Genomic DNA, 15,532 nt, shown 5'->3' on the forward strand with positions numbered 1-15,532 from the left:
AAAAATATTGTATGTTACTTCTAATAGTAACGCTTCTTTTTATAGAAACATTACTTCTTTCCTTCTGGTGAGGTATTTATGAATTTTATTGTTGATGATGAAAATTTTATTTACACAAGTTTTTCAAGCGAGCGTTACACGCCGTATTCTTTGGCACGCAAAATCGGTGCAACTGCAATTCTGGAATCTGCAAGTTTTTCAAAAGGCCGCGAGCGTTATTCAATTCTAATGACACGCGAAGCATTCAAAATTATTCAGGATACAGATGGAATTGCATTTCTTGTTGATGAAAAAAGAATTCCGTTTGATACAACAAATGTAGAAAGCCATGATGCACTCGGAAGAAAAAAAACTGCAGATATTCTTGATGCACTTGTTTATGTAGCAAACCAAAGTAAGCGTCCTCTTCCCGGAAATGTTTGCGAAATTCCGATTCCGTCGTCGGGACTTGGTTACTTAAGTTATGAATTTGCCGCACGCTGTGACAATATAAAATTTTTTGAACAGAATGATGAACTTAAAATTCCTGAAAGCCTTTTTGTTACCGGACATTTTTACATTGTGTTTGACCACTTTACAGAAACAATGCATCTTTTTGGCCTTAACTACAATGAACACAAAATAGATCTTCACGACGAAGTGCAGAAACTTATCAAAAGAATCAACGATATGGATTTTTCTTATGTCGAAGAAGAAGAAAATAAATTTGAATATAAAATGTTGACCGATGCAGAAGAATCAAAACGTGAGTATATAGAAAAAGTATGTGCCCTAAAAAAAAGAATTATCGCAGGTGATTTGATTCAGGCTGTTCCGTCACGCCGCGTGCAGATTGAATGTGATGTTCCGGCACTTACAGTTTACGGAAAACTCCGCCGCGTTAATCCTTCGCCTTATCTTTTTTACATTGACTTCGGAAACTTTCAGCTTACGGGTTCTTCACCTGAAAGTCTTGTGCGCGTTCGTGCAGGTAAGGCAAGTATTCACCCGATTGCAGGAACAATTCACCGCGGAAAAAATGATGCAGAAGATGCAGAACTTATGCAGACTCTTTTGTCAAACCCAAAAGAACGTGCAGAACATCTGATGCTTGTAGATTTGGCTCGCAATGATTTGGGACGGGTTTGCAAAGAAGGAAGTGTAACTGTTCCGCAGTTTATGGAATGTGAAAAGTTCAGCCATGTAATTCACATTGTAAGCAACACAGAAGGTGACGTGCGTGATGATGTAGAAAGCATTCGTGTACTGCGTGCGGCTTTTCCTGCAGGAACTGTAAGCGGTGCTCCGAAGATTAGTGCAATGCAGATTCTTTCAGGGCTTGAAAAAAACAAAAGACGTTTTTATGCAGGTGCTGTAGGTTATATTCGTTCCAATGGCGATCTGGATTTTTGTATTGCAATACGAAGTGCGCTGTGTCAGAAAAAAGTTTGGACTCTTCAGGCAGGCGGCGGAATTGTTTACGATTCTGATCCTGAACGCGAGTACACTGAAACCTGTGAAAAACTCGGCGCACTGATTGACACTCTTACAAAATAATTTTTTGATTCTGCGGAGGAAAATATGATTCTTGTTATAGATAATTACGATTCTTTTACTTTTAATGTTGTTCAGGCTTTGGAATGTACAACAAAAGATGAAATTAAAGTTGTCAGAAATGATGAATATAAAATTGAAGAACTTGCTGCGCTTAAACCCGATTATCTGGTTGTTTCTCCGGGACCGGGAAATCCTTCACAGGCAGGTGTAAGCAAAGAAGCGATAAAATATTTTGCAGGAAAAATTCCGGTCCTTGGAATCTGCCTTGGTCATCAGTCGATTGCAGAAGCTTTCGGTGCAAAAATTGTTCAGGCAAAATTCATAAAGCACGGAATTGTAGAAGACATTGATTTGGACGGACGCGGACTTTTTAGAAATATCGGAAAAAGTTCAAAGTTTACACGCTACCACAGTCTTGTTGTAGATGAAAGTACACTTCCCGAAGAATTCGAAATTACAGCACGCGCAAAAGACGGCGACATTATGGGAATAAGACACAAGACAATGCCAATAGAAGGAATTCAGTTTCATCCGGAATCAATTGCAAGTGAAAACTGTAAAAAACTTTTCGCAGCATTTTTGCATTACAGGCGCGACAATCTTCCTGTTGCAGAATACCTGAACCAGATTGCTTCACATAAAAACTTAAGTGAAGAGCAGGCAAAAAATTTTATGGATTTTCTTACAGAAGGAAATCTTGATGAAAGACAGACGGCGGCTATTCTTACGGCGATTGCAGTAAAAGGACCTTCTGCTTCTGAATTGTGCGGTTGTGCAAAAGTATTGTGCCAGAAAAAAACTCCGCTTCCTTTAGACGGAACAAAACTTGCAGAAATTGTAGGAACAGGCGGCGACGGTAAAGGAAGTTTTAACATCAGTTCACTTTCTGCACTGACTGCTGCAGCCTGCGGTGTACCAATGGCAAAACACGGAAACAGAGCGGTTTCAAGCAAATCTGGAGCTGCTGATTTTTACGAAGCGCTCGGATTCAAGATTGACACAACACCTGAAAAAACTGCTGAACTTATAAACAAAACAAACTTTGGTTTTTTGATGGCACCGATTTATCATTCAGCAATGCGTTTTGCAGGACCGGTAAGAAAAGCACTTGGAATAAAAACCATAATGAATGTTCTGGGACCTCTTTCAAATCCTGCAGGAGCAAATTATGAAGTGCTTGGCGTTTACGATAAATCGCTTATAAGTCCTGTAGCAGATGCTGCAAAAATGCTCGGAGCAAAACGTGTTCTTGTTGTAAACAGTGAAGACGGTTATGACGAAATTTCCCCGTGTGCAAAAACACATGCCTGCATAATTGACGAAAAAAATCACAAAGTAAATTTTGTAATCGATCCGCAGAAATACGGAATTACAGACTGTGACGAAAGTGAACTTGCAGGCGGAACCGGAAAAGACAATGCGCAGCTTGCACTTGATGTGCTGAACGGAACTGGTCGTCGTACAATAAAAGAAGCTGTTGCACTCAATACAGGAGCCGTTCTTTATATAACAGGAAAAACTTCTACAATCAAAGCTGGTTATGAAATGGCAAAAACTGCTCTTGAAGACGGAACTGTTCTTGCAAAAATCAATGAAGTAAGGGCGGTAAGCAATGGCCTGTGAAAAAAATATTGTTGCACAGATTGTTGAACAGAGAAAAAAAGATATTGCAGAACGCGGCTATAATTTTGGTTATGAAATTCCAAAAAAAAGAGAGCGCCCTGTATTCCCTTTTATGCAGAACCGTGGTGTAATTCTTGAAGTAAAAAGAGCAAGTCCGAGCAAAGGTGATATTGCACCACAACTCAATGCAGCAAAGACTGCACTTACTTATGCTGAATGCGGTGCGTCTGCAATTTCTGTACTGACAGAAGAAAATTATTTCAAAGGTTCTATTGCAGATTTAATCGCCGTTTGCAAAGCGGTAAACAATGTAGCTGTTCTCAGAAAAGATTTTTTGATTGACGAAGAAGAAATTCAGATTGCGTATCTTTGCGGTGCAGATGCAGTTCTTCTGATTGCAGGAATTCTTGAAAAAGAAAAACTTGAATCAATGATAAAAAAATGTGCTTCACTCGGAATAAAAGCATTCTTGGAAGTTCGTACTTTAAGCGATGCAGAAAAAATCAATTCGCTTAAAAAATATTCAGACACAATTGTATGCGGAATAAATTCTCGTAACTTAAAAACATTTGACGTAGACACACTTGTTCCTGCAATGTACAAAAGTTTACTCGGAACGAAAGTTGTTTTTGAAAGCGGACTGTTGAGTTCAAATGCATGTACAAAAGCCGGCGAAATGGGATTTACAGGAATTCTTCTGGGAGAAGGTGCAGCCCGCAATCCTGATATGGCAAAAGAATTTGTAATAAGTTTTATGAATGCACAACAGAATGCAAACGGAATTTTCTGGACACGCGTTGCACAAAAAATTTATTCAAACAAAAAAAACAACCGTCCGCTTGTAAAACTGTGCGGGCTTACAAACTGTGAAGATGCAGTTTATGCAGCAAAAGCCGGCGCTGACTTCTGCGGATTCATTCTTTCTGAAGGATACAGCCGCAGCATAAGTTTGCAGACTGCAGAAGAATGCTGCCGCGAAGTAAAAAATATTTCTGATGCAATAACAGTTGCGGTTCTTACCGAATTAAAAAGCGAAAGGGCAAAAGCCGCAATCAATTTTGTAAAAGAAAATAAAATTAACTGCATTCAGGTTCATGGAATAGAATATAAAGAAGCAGAAAAAAATCTTGAAGGTATTCCGCATTATTACACAGTCTGCGGCGACGGTGAAAGTCTGGCAAAAAAAACAGAAGAACTTTCTTTTTTTGGTGAACCGCGTTTTATTCAGGATTCAAAAAATCACGGATACAAAAAACCTGCCAACGGTGAACACTGGCTTGCCGGCGGAATTACTCATGAAAATGTTCGCAGTCTTATTCAGAAATTCAATCCCGAACTGATAGATATTTCAGGCGGAACAGAAACTGTTACAGGAAAAAAAGATTACGGTAAAATAGACAGAATTTTTGAAAAAATTTCTTATGGAGAATAAATAAAATGAAAGAATCAACAGACGGATTTTTTAATGAATATGGCGGAAAATATGTTGCAGAAGTTTTGAGACGGCCTCTTGATGAACTTCAATCTGCATTCAAACATTACATGCAGGACAAAGAATTTCTTGATGAACTCAACACAATCCGCCGCGATTACATCGGAAGGGAAACGCCGCTTTATTTTGCTCCAACAGCAACAAAACTTTTGGGCGGTGCGCAGATTTACATAAAGCTCGAAGGACTTGCAAATACAGGCGCACACAAAATAAACAACGCAATCGGTCAGTGTCTTCTTGCAAAAAAAATGGGAAAGACACGCATAATTGCAGAAACAGGTGCCGGACAGCACGGAGTTGCAACTGCAGCAGCCTGCGCAAAACTGGGACTTGAATGTATAGTTTACATGGGCGAAGTTGATGTAAGACGCCAGCAGCCGAATGTTGCCGCAATGGAACTTTACGGTGCAAAAGTACGCGCGGTAACTTCCGGCAGCAGAACATTAAAAGATGCAGTAAACGAAGCAATGCGTGACTGGGCTGCAAATTTTGAAAACACACATTATGTTTTGGGAAGCGCACTCGGTCCCGCTCCGTTCCCTGACATTGTGCGCGAGTTCCAGTCCGTAATCGGTTACGAAGTAAAAGAACAGTGTGAACAGCGCGGAATAAAAATTGGTGCAATGGTAGCATGTGTCGGCGGCGGATCAAATTCAATAGGATTTTTCAGCCCGTTCATTAACAAAAAAGAACCACGCCTTATCGGGGCAGAAGCAGGCGGAATAGGACCGAATGTCGGTGAAAACGCCAGCCGCATGACAGGAAACGCAGCCCGCGACGGAATTCTTCAGGGATACAAAAGCCGCTTTCTTTTGGACGACGACGGACAGGCTTTACCAACGCGCTCAATCAGTGCAGGACTTGACTATTGCGGAATAGGACCACAACTTGCTGCTTTGGGAAAATCTGGCCGCGTGGAATTCTGTGCAATAAAAGATGATGAAGCGCTGGATGCCGTAAGCTTCTTTGCAAAAAACGAAGGAATTTTATTTGCACTTGAAAGTGCACACGCAGGAGCCGCCGCAATGAAAATTGCAAAAGAAATGCCAGCTGACCAGGCTGTTATAATCAACATGAGCGGACGCGGAGACAAAGATGTATTTATCACAAGTCCTGTATTCCGCCGTGAAGAATGGATTAATTTCCTTCATGCAGAAATTGAACGGCTTGAAGAAAACAAAGACATTCACAACGCAAAAATCATGCAGACAAAATAGAGGAATAAAATGAATAAAATAAAATTGATGAGCCATCTTGTGGCAGGTTATCCGACAGACGAAATTGCATTTGAAGCGGCAAAAGCTCTTGTAAAAGGCGGTGCAGACATTCTTGAAATTCAGCTTCCGTTCAGTGACCCAAGTGCTGACGGTCCTGCAATCCAGACTGCATGTACAGAAGTTTTAAAACGCGGTTATAAAACTCATGACGGACTAGAATTTATTTCAAAGCTGCACAAAGAGTTTCCGGATACAACAATTTATTTAATGAGTTACGGTTCTTTAATTTACACACCCGGAATCGAAAACTTCTGTAAAAAAGCAGCAGCAGCCGGAGTAAAAGGAATGATTATTCCAGACCTTCCGTTTGACTGCGATGAAGGACTTACAAAAGCCTGTGAAGAAAACGGAATGGAAAATATTCCGGTTGCGGCACCAAGTATGAGTGACAGTCGTCTTGAAAAACTTGCCAACTTTGGATTTAAACACATCTATGCCGCCCTTCGTGCAGGAATTACAGGAACAGAAACAACAATAGATTCTGCCACAATTGAATTCCTTAAAAAAGTTTCAGCCGGTTCAGCAAAGATTTACGGCGGTTTCGGAATCTCAAGCGGAACACAGGCAAAAGTAGTTGCTCCATATGTAGAAGCAATCGTTGCAGGAAGTGTATTCGTACGCATTATTACCGCAAACAAAAATTCTCCAAAAGAACTTGCACAAAAAGTTCAGGAAAAAGCAGAAGAACTAACGCAGACTTGAGTTTGAATATTGAATGCGCTATTCCTCGCGTAAATAAAAAAAGCCGCCGACCAACCAAAGAAGAATTTTCTTCAATTAATTGAACAGCGGCCATATGCAGTCTGTTAAATTACCTGATGTTTTTTCAGAAGTTTTGAAACTTCTGTATTATCAATCTTTTTAAGAACAGAATTCAACACTATCTTTTCTATAAAGCCAAGTTTCATGTCGGTAATTTTCTTTCCGTCTCTCAGAGCAACTGTTGCATCGAGTAAATCGCGGATGTCGTAAACGCTTCCCCAGACTTCTGGAACTCCGCGGTCAATATTCAACAGAGTATAAACGGCTTCCATTGCGGTACGGATTGAATATTCAGTTGTGAAAACAGTGTCGCGTGGTGTTTCTGCAAAGTTTCCGATAAATGCAAAATTTACTGAACCTTCAGGAACGACATTCGGGCGGTCACCTTCTTCACGCGGCTGGAAATAAGCACTTGCAAACGGCATCATTACAGGAACGGTGTTTGCGCTGTTTTTTGCAAGTTCTTCAATCTGGTCTTCAGGAACACCAAGATGATAAAGCCACTCTTCGCAGATTTCCATTCCTGTACAGTCACGCATAGCCTTTTTTATAAAGTCGCCCGGTTTGTCAGAGAACATTCCGTAAAGCCATACGAGAACCTGTCCTTTAGGCTGGTTACGGAACTGCGGCTGACGGTTAATCGTCCAGCTTAAAAGCCATGATGAATCTTCTACAGTTACGATTCCGCCGGTAACAACTTTTCCTGAAAGCGGGTCGCGTTTACAGATTTTTTTAATATAAGGAAGAATTTTTTCATCCAAAGTATTTACTGTGGCACTTACCCAGTTACTGTCTTCTGTGTCCATACAGAATTTGTCAGGACGGCCGAATGATGGATCCTGCGCGGCAATTTTTCTCCAAAGACTGAATGTTCCGCCTTCGTGAATTTCCTTGTCAATTCCTGTAGCTTTTGTCTGGCTTCCGTAAGTCGAGTTTTCAACATTACTTCCGTTTGTATAGAAGACCAGGTCATCTTCGGTCAAATCGATATTTTCAGTTTTTCCACCGCATTCAACAACAATTGTTTTTGCAAGTTTTTTGGATTTCTGAATATCAAAAAGAACATTCATTACTTTTGTATTGTAGTGAAATTGAACTCCGTGTTCTTCAAGATATTTAATCATGGGGAGAACCATTGATTCATACTGATTGTATTTTGTAAATCTTAATGCAGTAAAATCAGGAAGGCCTCCGATGTGATGAATATAACGCTGCATGTAGCGCTTCATTTCGAGTGCACTCTGGTCATCTTTGAAAGCAAACATTGTGCGCCAGTACATCCAGAAATTTGTTTTGAAAACTTCGTCGTCAAAGATTTCTGTCATTTTAACATTTGCAAGCTGTTCATCTGGAGTCATGAAAAGTTTCATGATTTCCATTGCGCCTTTGTCTGAAAGACCGAATTTATTCTGAGTTCCAGCATCCTGTCCGCGGTTTATTGTTGCACGGCAAAGTGAATAGTTGGGGTCTTTTTTGTTGAGCCAGTAATATTCATCAAGAATACTTACGCCTTCAGTTTCAATAGAAGGAATTGAGCGGAACAAATCCCACATGCATTCAAAGTGATTGTCCATTTCACGGCCACCGCGCATTACGTAGCCGACATTTGTCATCTGATCCCCGTCCAGAGCTCCGCCTGCGTGATCGGCTGATTCAAGAATGTGAATGTTTTTTCCTGCCATCTGGCCGTCGCGTACAAGAAAACATGCAGCAGACAAAGAAGCAAGACCGCTACCGATTAAATAAGCTGATTTGCAGTCAACATTTTGCGGTTTTTGTGGTCGTGCAAATGCTTCATAATTTCCGTTTGAATAATACATAAAAATACCTCCGTTAAATTCTTTTAGGCTGCCCAAAACAAAATTATTTTTGAGCTTCATTTTATGTATTCAATATAGCGCTTTTAAAATCAGAAACAATGAGCAATATTTTTGAAGTGATAGAAATTTTATCAAATTGACTGAATTGATTAAATTTTCTGCCGGAATTATTCAGTCTTTCCTGTACGGAATGCTTTAAGTGCCCGCGAAAAATTCCCATGCATCAAAAGAGAAATGTGTTCAACAATCTGTTCGGGATCTGCTTCCATGTCACCGCGAATCCAGTCGAGCATAACTCCTACAAAAGCATATTTATAAAAATGCGCAATAAAAGATTTGTCGCTTTCACTGACTGCTTCTTTTGATGCTTCTTCATTTACAACGTCCATCAGTAAACCGTATGTTACTTTATAAAGATACTGTTCAACCTGCTCGCGACTCACGGAACGGTACACATTCATTATAAAAGGCTTGTTTTCTTTAACGGCCTCAAAAATCTGCAGAAATCCCTGCTGCCAGGTTGTGTATGTTTTTTTCCCGTCAAGAGCTTTTCTTGCATCTTCGGCACACGACCATTCAACCAGATCAAAAATATCCCTGAAGTGGTAATAAAAAGTCATTCTGTTTATACCGCAATCTTCTGTGATGTCGTTTATTGTAATTTTATCAAGCGGTTTCTTAAGCAAAAGATTTTTTAGAGAAGCTTCAAGCGCACGTTTTGTTACTAATGACATAAATACCCCAAATAAAATATACCATCAGCCGCAATTTTTTTCCATAAGGAACAATTTTTTTCATTTATGAAATTTAGTTTTTCCACGGACGTGCGTTTTCAAGCCAGTCCTGTTTTTTCCAGTATTCTTTTTCTTCGGGTGAAGCGCCCCAGTTTGCTTTCTGCATTCCGCGGTAAAGTGCAAACATAAGACACAGTTTTATTCCCGGCCGTGCAGTTTTGTTTTTTGAAATTTCTTTTGCAAGAAAATCTGTTTTTCTTTGAATCTGCGTTTTCTTTTTTGACGGAGTATGTTCCCAGTCAAATGCATTTACGTTTATTCCGTATGTATATATTTTTGGAATTCCCCAGTTGAACAGAACATCACTACAAATAGCCGCCGCTTTTTTTGCACCGGCACCTGCAGCCGTAGAAATTGCCACAGCAAAAATGATTCAAATCGCGCGGAAGAAAAAATTCCTTTACATCCTTTTGCCCGCTGATTTTATTTACAAGCATGTTTCCTATATTCCACGTATTGCCTTTATGATTCTGCCCGTTAATTACAGTAATATTCATGAAATAATTTTAAGCCGTTTGTGTTCTTTTTTCAAGAAACCTTTCACCAGGCTGCCAAAAACAATTGAGTATAGACAGCACAATAAAAATATAGTATATTAATAGGAAATAGGAACAATTATGAAAATTTCCACACGCGGACGTTACGCACTTAGATTTATGATAGATCTCGCACAGCACGACAGCACAGAATACACTGCCCTCAAAGACATATCTGAACGTCAGGAAATAAGCATAAAATACCTGGAACAGATTACGTCTCTTTTAAGCAAATTCGGACTTTTGCAAAGTGTAAGGGGACCTCAGGGCGGCTACAAACTGGCAAAAAAACCGGCAGAATATACTGTAGGAGAAATTCTGCGCATAACAGAAGGCGATCTTTCACCTGTAGCATGTCTTGCCCAGACAGAAAATACATGTCCAAAAAGAAAAGACTGCCCCACACTTGATTTGTGGAGCGGCCTTAACAAAGTAATAAACGACTACCTTAACTCAAAGACGCTGGAAGACCTTGTTGATTCAGCCTGCGCAAAAAAAAATATTGGATATTACATCTAGAGTTTAAGAGAAACATTAAAACCAAGCGGACTTACTGCAACAGAAACATTACCGCCGGAAGTACCGTTAATGCTGCTGTTCTTCGCCATTTCGCGGTGAATAAATGGAATGCCTATTCCACACAGAGTACCCAGAACCGCGCCGCTCAAAACATCGGTAATAAAATGATTTCCGCTAAGAATACGAAGCACTCCCGTTCCCGCGGCAAATGCATAGGAAACTGCAGTCAGAGGAATACGCCATTGCGATGTTGGATAATAAGCCGCGAACACGTAAGTCAAAAAACCGGCACTCATAAAAGCATTCGTTGTGTGACCGCTTGGCCATGAAAGTTCAAAGTCAAAATTATCTATTGCACCGCTGTCAATTGTATCAAAATACATGTAAGGCCTTACCCTGTGAAAAGCATACTTAAGAAGATTTTTTGTAGAAACAGCGACAGCCCAGCTTTCTGCATACATAATAGCCAGTCCCGGAAGCTCCCCGGACTCAAGTTCGCCAAGTGCAGCGACTGTTCCAAACACGGCGGCGGGAAGAATCATTCCGGCAGCAAGAACACCTGTACCGGTATAATCCAGAGCCCTGTTGTAAGGACGAGCGGCCCAACGGTCAAAGGCATTTACATCTGAAATATCAAACTTTTTACCGTCCCATTCAGGAAGACCGCCATAACGCTGCACTGTATAAGAAGCCGCAGTCAGAGCAAGTCCGCCACCCAGAATAGAAGCGTCAACAGGCACAGAATATGCAAACACCGGGGACTTTGTGTCAGAAGCAAAAGCAAGTGTTCCAGTAAAAAAAGACGTCAGTGCAAACAGAACAAATTTTTTAAGAAAACAGAAAACGTCACTTGTCAACCTTTTCCTCCTCAAGAGCACGTCTTGTAAGTTCGTACATAATTACAGAAGATGCTTGGGCAACATTAAGGCTGTCTACATTCGGAGTTTCTGCAGTGGAATTCATTCCGGCAAAAGGAATAATTACAGTATAGTCACAATTTTCCCTTACTGCACTGCTTATTCCGTTTTCTTCGTTTCCAAGAACAATAATTGCAGGCTTTCCCGCACAGAGTTCAGAAAGTTCTGAAACACTTTTTTTTGCATCAAGAGCAGTTCCTATTCTGACCATTTTGCCGGCCATATCTTTAAGCAGAAAAGGAATTGATTTGATGGAATAAATGTGAACAAATTCCATTCCGCCTTCTGCGACACGGTAACTGCTTGTCGTAACAGAAGACTGGGCTTCATCGAGCGGAATAACGATATTCTTTATTCCAAAAAAAGCTGCGCTTCTTACAATTGCGCCAAGATTATTTGCATTGCCTACACGATCAAGAAGCACGGCACTTTCACCGGCAGAAACCCAGGTGGCAGTAATATCTGTAGTAAGAGGTTCAATCACAGGAGGTTCAATCATTGCAACAACTCCCTGATGGTGAACGCTGCCGCAAAGTTTTTCCAGTTCTACAGGATCCTTTACTTTATTGTACGGTTTTTTTGCAGCCGCAAGTTTTTTACAAAGACCGCCAAAAAGAGGAGCACGTTCGTCTGTAAAATAAAGTCTCTGTATTCTCTGCCAGTTGATTTTTTCAAGTGTTTTAACCGCAGCAAATCCGCAGACGGCAAGTTCGTTTTTAAGGGTATTCTTCATAAGAAGATTATATCCCAGCAAAAATAAAAAGTCCATTACAATAAAAATCAGTGGCGCTCTGCCAAAGGGGAATGTCCGTAAAAAGAAGAATACAGTCTGCTAAAGTAAGCCGCATCTGCAATTCCGCATTCACGAGAAACTTCAGAAACAGTCATTCCTGTTTTAACAAGAAGATTTCTTGCAGTAAAAAGCCTGAATTCATTCACGTAGTTCCACAAAGAAATGCCCAGTTCCTTTTTGAAAATTCTTGAAAGGTAATCTTCGGCAACACCAAGTTGTGAAGCAATCATTTCGCGTGTAAGCGCTTTGGAAATATTTTTGTTTATAAAAAGAACAGCATACTTAACGATAGCGCCTGTTCTTGCAGGAAGAATATTTTTCTTTGAAGAAAAGATTTTTTTTAATTCAGAATAAAATGCGTCAGACAAAGCCACGCATGTGTTGCACAGAAGGACACGCGGAAAGCCGGCAATTCCTGCAAGGTTTGAAAAACTTTCAAAAGAGTCGGCTGCTACCAGAACAGGAACAAAAACCAGAAGTTCGTTGCGGCGTATTTCTGCAATGTCAACGTCACGCACATTTTCAAAAACAATCAGGTCTGGAACAAAACGCGGCAGAAGGTTGTCCAAAAAACTTATTGAAGAAATAACTTCTGTAATATTTGCAGCCGCCCATTTTTTCAAAAGCCGCGAGTCAGAGCCTATAAAAATTATTTTGCGCGGTTTTTCTATCTGCATGACGCCCACCGTACACAGCCAAACTCTGTATCCCTGTAATTCAAAAATGCGTTTATGCAACAGGCGGCGTCTGCACTCAGTTCTGAAACACGCGCACAGGAACGGACGCCGTTAAGTTCAACAAGCGGGTCAACGTAACGCTTCTTTACATTTACATTCACACAGTAAAAATCTTCATTAACAGAAGGTTCTGTTTTAAAACGTTCAATCTTTGTCATCGAAGTAAATGTAAAAAAATATTTTGCAAAAGTTCCGGACGGATTTTTTTTTGCATAATCGCAGAATATCTGCATCAGTTCACGTTCAGAAAAGGTATACAAATCTTTTTCGCAAACAATAGAATTTTCCACCGCACATGAAACAAGGTCTGCCATAAGCTGCATTGCAACTTTATCTTCGTTATGCTGAAGAATCAGACTTATTGAACAGAAACGTTTTGTATAAAGAACAGCTTCGTGCAAGTCAGAAAAACCAAGTTCTGCAATTCCGTTTTTGTCATAAAGAATTTTCACGGCAGAATAATTTTTTTTGATTTCTTCAAGCGTCCAGCTTTCATCCAAAGCCGCACCGCTCGGGTACATATACTCAAGACGGTCTGCACTAAGCGAAGGCATTTTATTGTCTGCAACTGAAAACCTGTGGTAGTCGTCAACATCAGCTGCAGTAAGACCGTCCTGTTCCAAAACCGCAGCCAAATCTTTGTCATCATGAATCATTGCTGCGTTAAGCGACTCCGTGCTTTCCTGCGTAAGTGCATCGCCGTTTCTAAAATCTGTTACATGACTGAATGCCGGTGTCGAAACATCGTGAAGAAGAGCCGCAACCGTCTGTTTTTTGTCGTGCGTAAAATTCCAGACGATAAGAGCTGTTCCCACGGAATGATCAAACCTTGAATAAAAAAATGAATTCTTAAAAAGAGGTGTCCAGTCAGTTCCACACAAAAGACCAATTCCGCGTAGCCTCTGCAAAACAGAAAGTGCTTCGTATTTTTTTAAAAAAGCGGGATATTCCAAGCAAAGAATTTTGTGGTATTCCTCTGCAAAGTCTTTATGTCCCGCAACCACAGTCCCGCAAGTTTTAAAAAATTCAGTTTGCATCTCTGACAATAATATTGTAAATGCGATCCAAATCTTCGGCGCTAAAATAGTCAATCACAATAGAGCCTCTGTCAAAACTTCCCTTAAGCTGAACTTTTGTTCCAAGAGTTTCTATAAGTTTTTGTTCAAGAGCCACAAAGTTCGGGTCGCGCTTGTCTATGCCTTTTGAAGGATCGTCTTCTGCCGGCGGAACACGCTGCTGCTTTGTTTCTTTGGCAAGTGCTTCTGCCTGGCGAACAGAAAGTCCCTGTCCCACAATTTTTCCGAACAGAATGCGCTGTTCCGAAGAATTGTCTACGCTCAGAAGTGCGCGTGCATGACCTGCAGTAATTGTTTCGGTAACAAGAGCGTGCTGCATATCTTCGGGAAGTTTGAGCAGACGCAGACAGTTTGCAACAGTGGAACGGTTTTTACCGACACGCCGCGCAACATCGTCCTGCGTATAATTGCCTATTTCCATAAGCTTGTAATATGCCTGCGCTTCTTCCACCGGGTTAAGGTCAGTGCGCTGGATATTTTCTATAAGTGCAACTTCAAGCTTGCGTACGTCCGAATACTGGCGCAACTGTACAGGAACACGGGAAAGCCCCGCAGCCCTTGCAGCCCTAGTGCGCCGTTCACCGGCAATAATATAGAAAGAACCGTCACCGGCATCTTCAATCATTATGGGCGAAAGAACACCTTCCTGGCGCACCGACTCAGTCAACTCACCAAGTTTGTCTTCGTCAAAATACTGGCGGGGCTGTCTTGGATTAGGCTTTAACAGAAATGGATTTACCCAGAGAGTTCCGTTTTCGTCGGCTTCTATTCCAGCAGGAAGTTTTTTATTATTTTCTACTGGTGCGGCTGTTACTGCAGAAGAAACAAAAGTGTCATCCTGTTCGGCTGAAGCATCTTCCATCAGCGCGCCAAGTCCTTTACCTAATCCCTTAGCCACGTGCAATTACCTCTTCCGCAAGTTTCTGATAACTTTTGGCACCAACACAATTCGGGTCGTAAAGACAAATTGGTTCCCCGTGTGACGGAGCTTCTGAAAGTCTTACGTTTCTTGGAATTATTGTGTTAAAGACAACATCCTTAAAATAACTTTTTACCTGCATTACAACATCCTGTGCAAGACGGGTACGGCTGTCATACATGGTAAAAAATATTCCGCCTATGACAAGATTTTTGTTTATATTTTCCTGAACTTTTTTTACAGTCTGAAGAAGTAGCGTAATTCCTTCAAGGGCAAAATATTCGCACTGCATGGGAACAAGAATCGCATCGGCTGCCGCAAGTCCGTTAAGCGTAAGTATTCCAAGGGAAGGCGGGCAGTCAATCAGAATATAATCGTATTTGTCGCGGACGGGCGCAAGTGCATTTTTAAGAAAGAATTCACGGTTTTCCTGGTCAACAAGTTCTATTGCCGCTCCGGAAAGATCTATTGAAGCACTTATTGTATCAAGATTTTTTACAGCAGTGTGCTTTATTGTCTCTTCGGGAGTCGACTGCCCTGCAAGAAGTTCGTAAATAGTCGGCTTTTTTTTGCTGACTCCTACTCCGCTGGACATATTTCCCTGACTGTCAAAGTCCACAAGAAGCACTTTTTTATCTGACAAGGCTATGTAAGCGCCTATATTGATGGCAGACGTAGTCTTACCGACACCGCCCTTTTGGTTTACAAAAACAAATACCTTTCCCATGACT

General features: G+C 40.9%; 15 protein-coding genes. 6 read left to right on the forward strand and 9 right to left on the reverse strand.

Going from position 1 to position 15,532, the window contains the following annotated elements; all coding sequences use genetic code 11:
- Positions 1–78 precede the first annotated feature (78 nt).
- From IWA51_RS10775 to trpA, 5 genes are read left to right on the forward strand one after another with little or no spacing between them, the layout of a single operon-like run.
- Positions 79–1,536, forward strand: a complete 1,458-nt coding sequence (locus IWA51_RS10775; protein ID WP_198442417.1) for a chorismate-binding protein — start codon at positions 79–81, stop codon at positions 1,534–1,536.
- Positions 1,537–1,560: 24 nt separating this feature from the next.
- On the forward strand, positions 1,561–3,159 hold the full coding sequence (locus IWA51_RS10780) for a bifunctional anthranilate synthase component II/anthranilate phosphoribosyltransferase (RefSeq protein WP_198442418.1): 1,599 nt from the start codon (positions 1,561–1,563) through the stop codon (positions 3,157–3,159).
- On the forward strand, positions 3,149–4,591 hold the full coding sequence (gene trpF / locus IWA51_RS10785) for a bifunctional indole-3-glycerol phosphate synthase/phosphoribosylanthranilate isomerase (RefSeq protein ID WP_198442419.1): 1,443 nt from the start codon (positions 3,149–3,151) through the stop codon (positions 4,589–4,591). Before IWA51_RS10780 ends, trpF begins: the two co-directional genes overlap by 11 nt.
- A gap of 5 nt (positions 4,592–4,596) precedes the next feature.
- A complete protein-coding gene (trpB, locus tag IWA51_RS10790) occupies positions 4,597–5,868 on the forward strand; it encodes a tryptophan synthase subunit beta (RefSeq protein WP_198442420.1) in 1,272 nt (423 codons plus the stop codon).
- A 9-nt stretch (positions 5,869–5,877) separates the two neighbouring features.
- Positions 5,878–6,630 (forward strand): tryptophan synthase subunit alpha, encoded by a 753-nt coding sequence (gene trpA, locus IWA51_RS10795; protein ID WP_198442421.1) that lies wholly within the window; start codon positions 5,878–5,880, stop codon positions 6,628–6,630.
- 104 nt (positions 6,631–6,734) lie between these two features.
- On the opposite strand, the gene IWA51_RS10800 is transcribed toward trpA, so the two are convergent.
- The 3 genes from IWA51_RS10800 to IWA51_RS10810 form a co-directional block, all read right to left on the reverse strand.
- Positions 6,735–8,510, reverse strand: a complete 1,776-nt coding sequence (locus IWA51_RS10800) for an oleate hydratase (protein ID WP_198442422.1) — start codon at positions 8,508–8,510, stop codon at positions 6,735–6,737.
- A gap of 167 nt (positions 8,511–8,677) precedes the next feature.
- Positions 8,678–9,244, reverse strand: coding sequence for a TetR/AcrR family transcriptional regulator (locus tag IWA51_RS10805; RefSeq protein WP_198442423.1), 567 nt, complete (start codon positions 9,242–9,244; stop codon positions 8,678–8,680).
- 73 nt (positions 9,245–9,317) lie between these two features.
- On the reverse strand, positions 9,318–9,665 hold the full coding sequence (locus IWA51_RS10810) for a hypothetical protein (protein WP_198442424.1): 348 nt from the start codon (positions 9,663–9,665) through the stop codon (positions 9,318–9,320).
- 256 nt (positions 9,666–9,921) lie between these two features.
- Here IWA51_RS10810 and IWA51_RS10815 point away from each other — a divergent pair, with 256 nt between their 5' ends.
- Entirely contained in the window at positions 9,922–10,359 is a 438-nt protein-coding gene (locus IWA51_RS10815) for an RrF2 family transcriptional regulator (protein WP_177528628.1), read from the forward strand.
- On the opposite strand, the gene IWA51_RS10820 is transcribed toward IWA51_RS10815, so the two are convergent.
- The 6 genes from IWA51_RS10820 to IWA51_RS10845 are packed head-to-tail and all read right to left on the reverse strand — an operon-like array spanning position 10,356 to position 15,528.
- Complete coding sequence (locus tag IWA51_RS10820) at positions 10,356–11,216, reverse strand: phosphatase PAP2 family protein (RefSeq protein WP_198442425.1); 861 nt, start codon at positions 11,214–11,216, stop codon at positions 10,356–10,358. The genes IWA51_RS10815 and IWA51_RS10820 overlap by 4 nt on opposite strands.
- Positions 11,206–12,009 carry a TrmH family RNA methyltransferase gene (locus tag IWA51_RS10825; RefSeq protein ID WP_177528630.1) on the reverse strand — a complete coding sequence of 268 codons (804 nt, stop codon included), beginning with the start codon at positions 12,007–12,009 and terminating at the stop codon, positions 11,206–11,208. The genes IWA51_RS10820 and IWA51_RS10825 overlap by 11 nt, the downstream gene beginning before the upstream one ends.
- A 47-nt stretch (positions 12,010–12,056) precedes the next feature.
- Complete coding sequence (locus tag IWA51_RS10830; protein WP_177528631.1) at positions 12,057–12,746, reverse strand: helix-turn-helix transcriptional regulator; 690 nt, start codon at positions 12,744–12,746, stop codon at positions 12,057–12,059.
- Complete coding sequence (locus IWA51_RS10835; protein ID WP_230402656.1) at positions 12,737–13,810, reverse strand: HD domain-containing protein; 1,074 nt, start codon at positions 13,808–13,810, stop codon at positions 12,737–12,739. Before IWA51_RS10835 ends, IWA51_RS10830 begins: the two co-directional genes overlap by 10 nt.
- 22 nt (positions 13,811–13,832) lie before the next feature.
- On the reverse strand, positions 13,833–14,780 hold the full coding sequence (locus IWA51_RS10840; protein WP_177528633.1) for a ParB/RepB/Spo0J family partition protein: 948 nt from the start codon (positions 14,778–14,780) through the stop codon (positions 13,833–13,835).
- Complete coding sequence (locus IWA51_RS10845) at positions 14,773–15,528, reverse strand: ParA family protein (RefSeq protein WP_177528634.1); 756 nt, start codon at positions 15,526–15,528, stop codon at positions 14,773–14,775. The genes IWA51_RS10840 and IWA51_RS10845 overlap by 8 nt, the downstream gene beginning before the upstream one ends.
- Between the last annotated feature and the right edge of the window lie 4 nt (positions 15,529–15,532).

This window comes from Treponema peruense, from assembly GCF_016117655.1.
GTDB classification, from domain to species: Bacteria; Spirochaetota; Spirochaetia; order Treponematales; family Treponemataceae; genus Treponema_D; species Treponema_D peruense.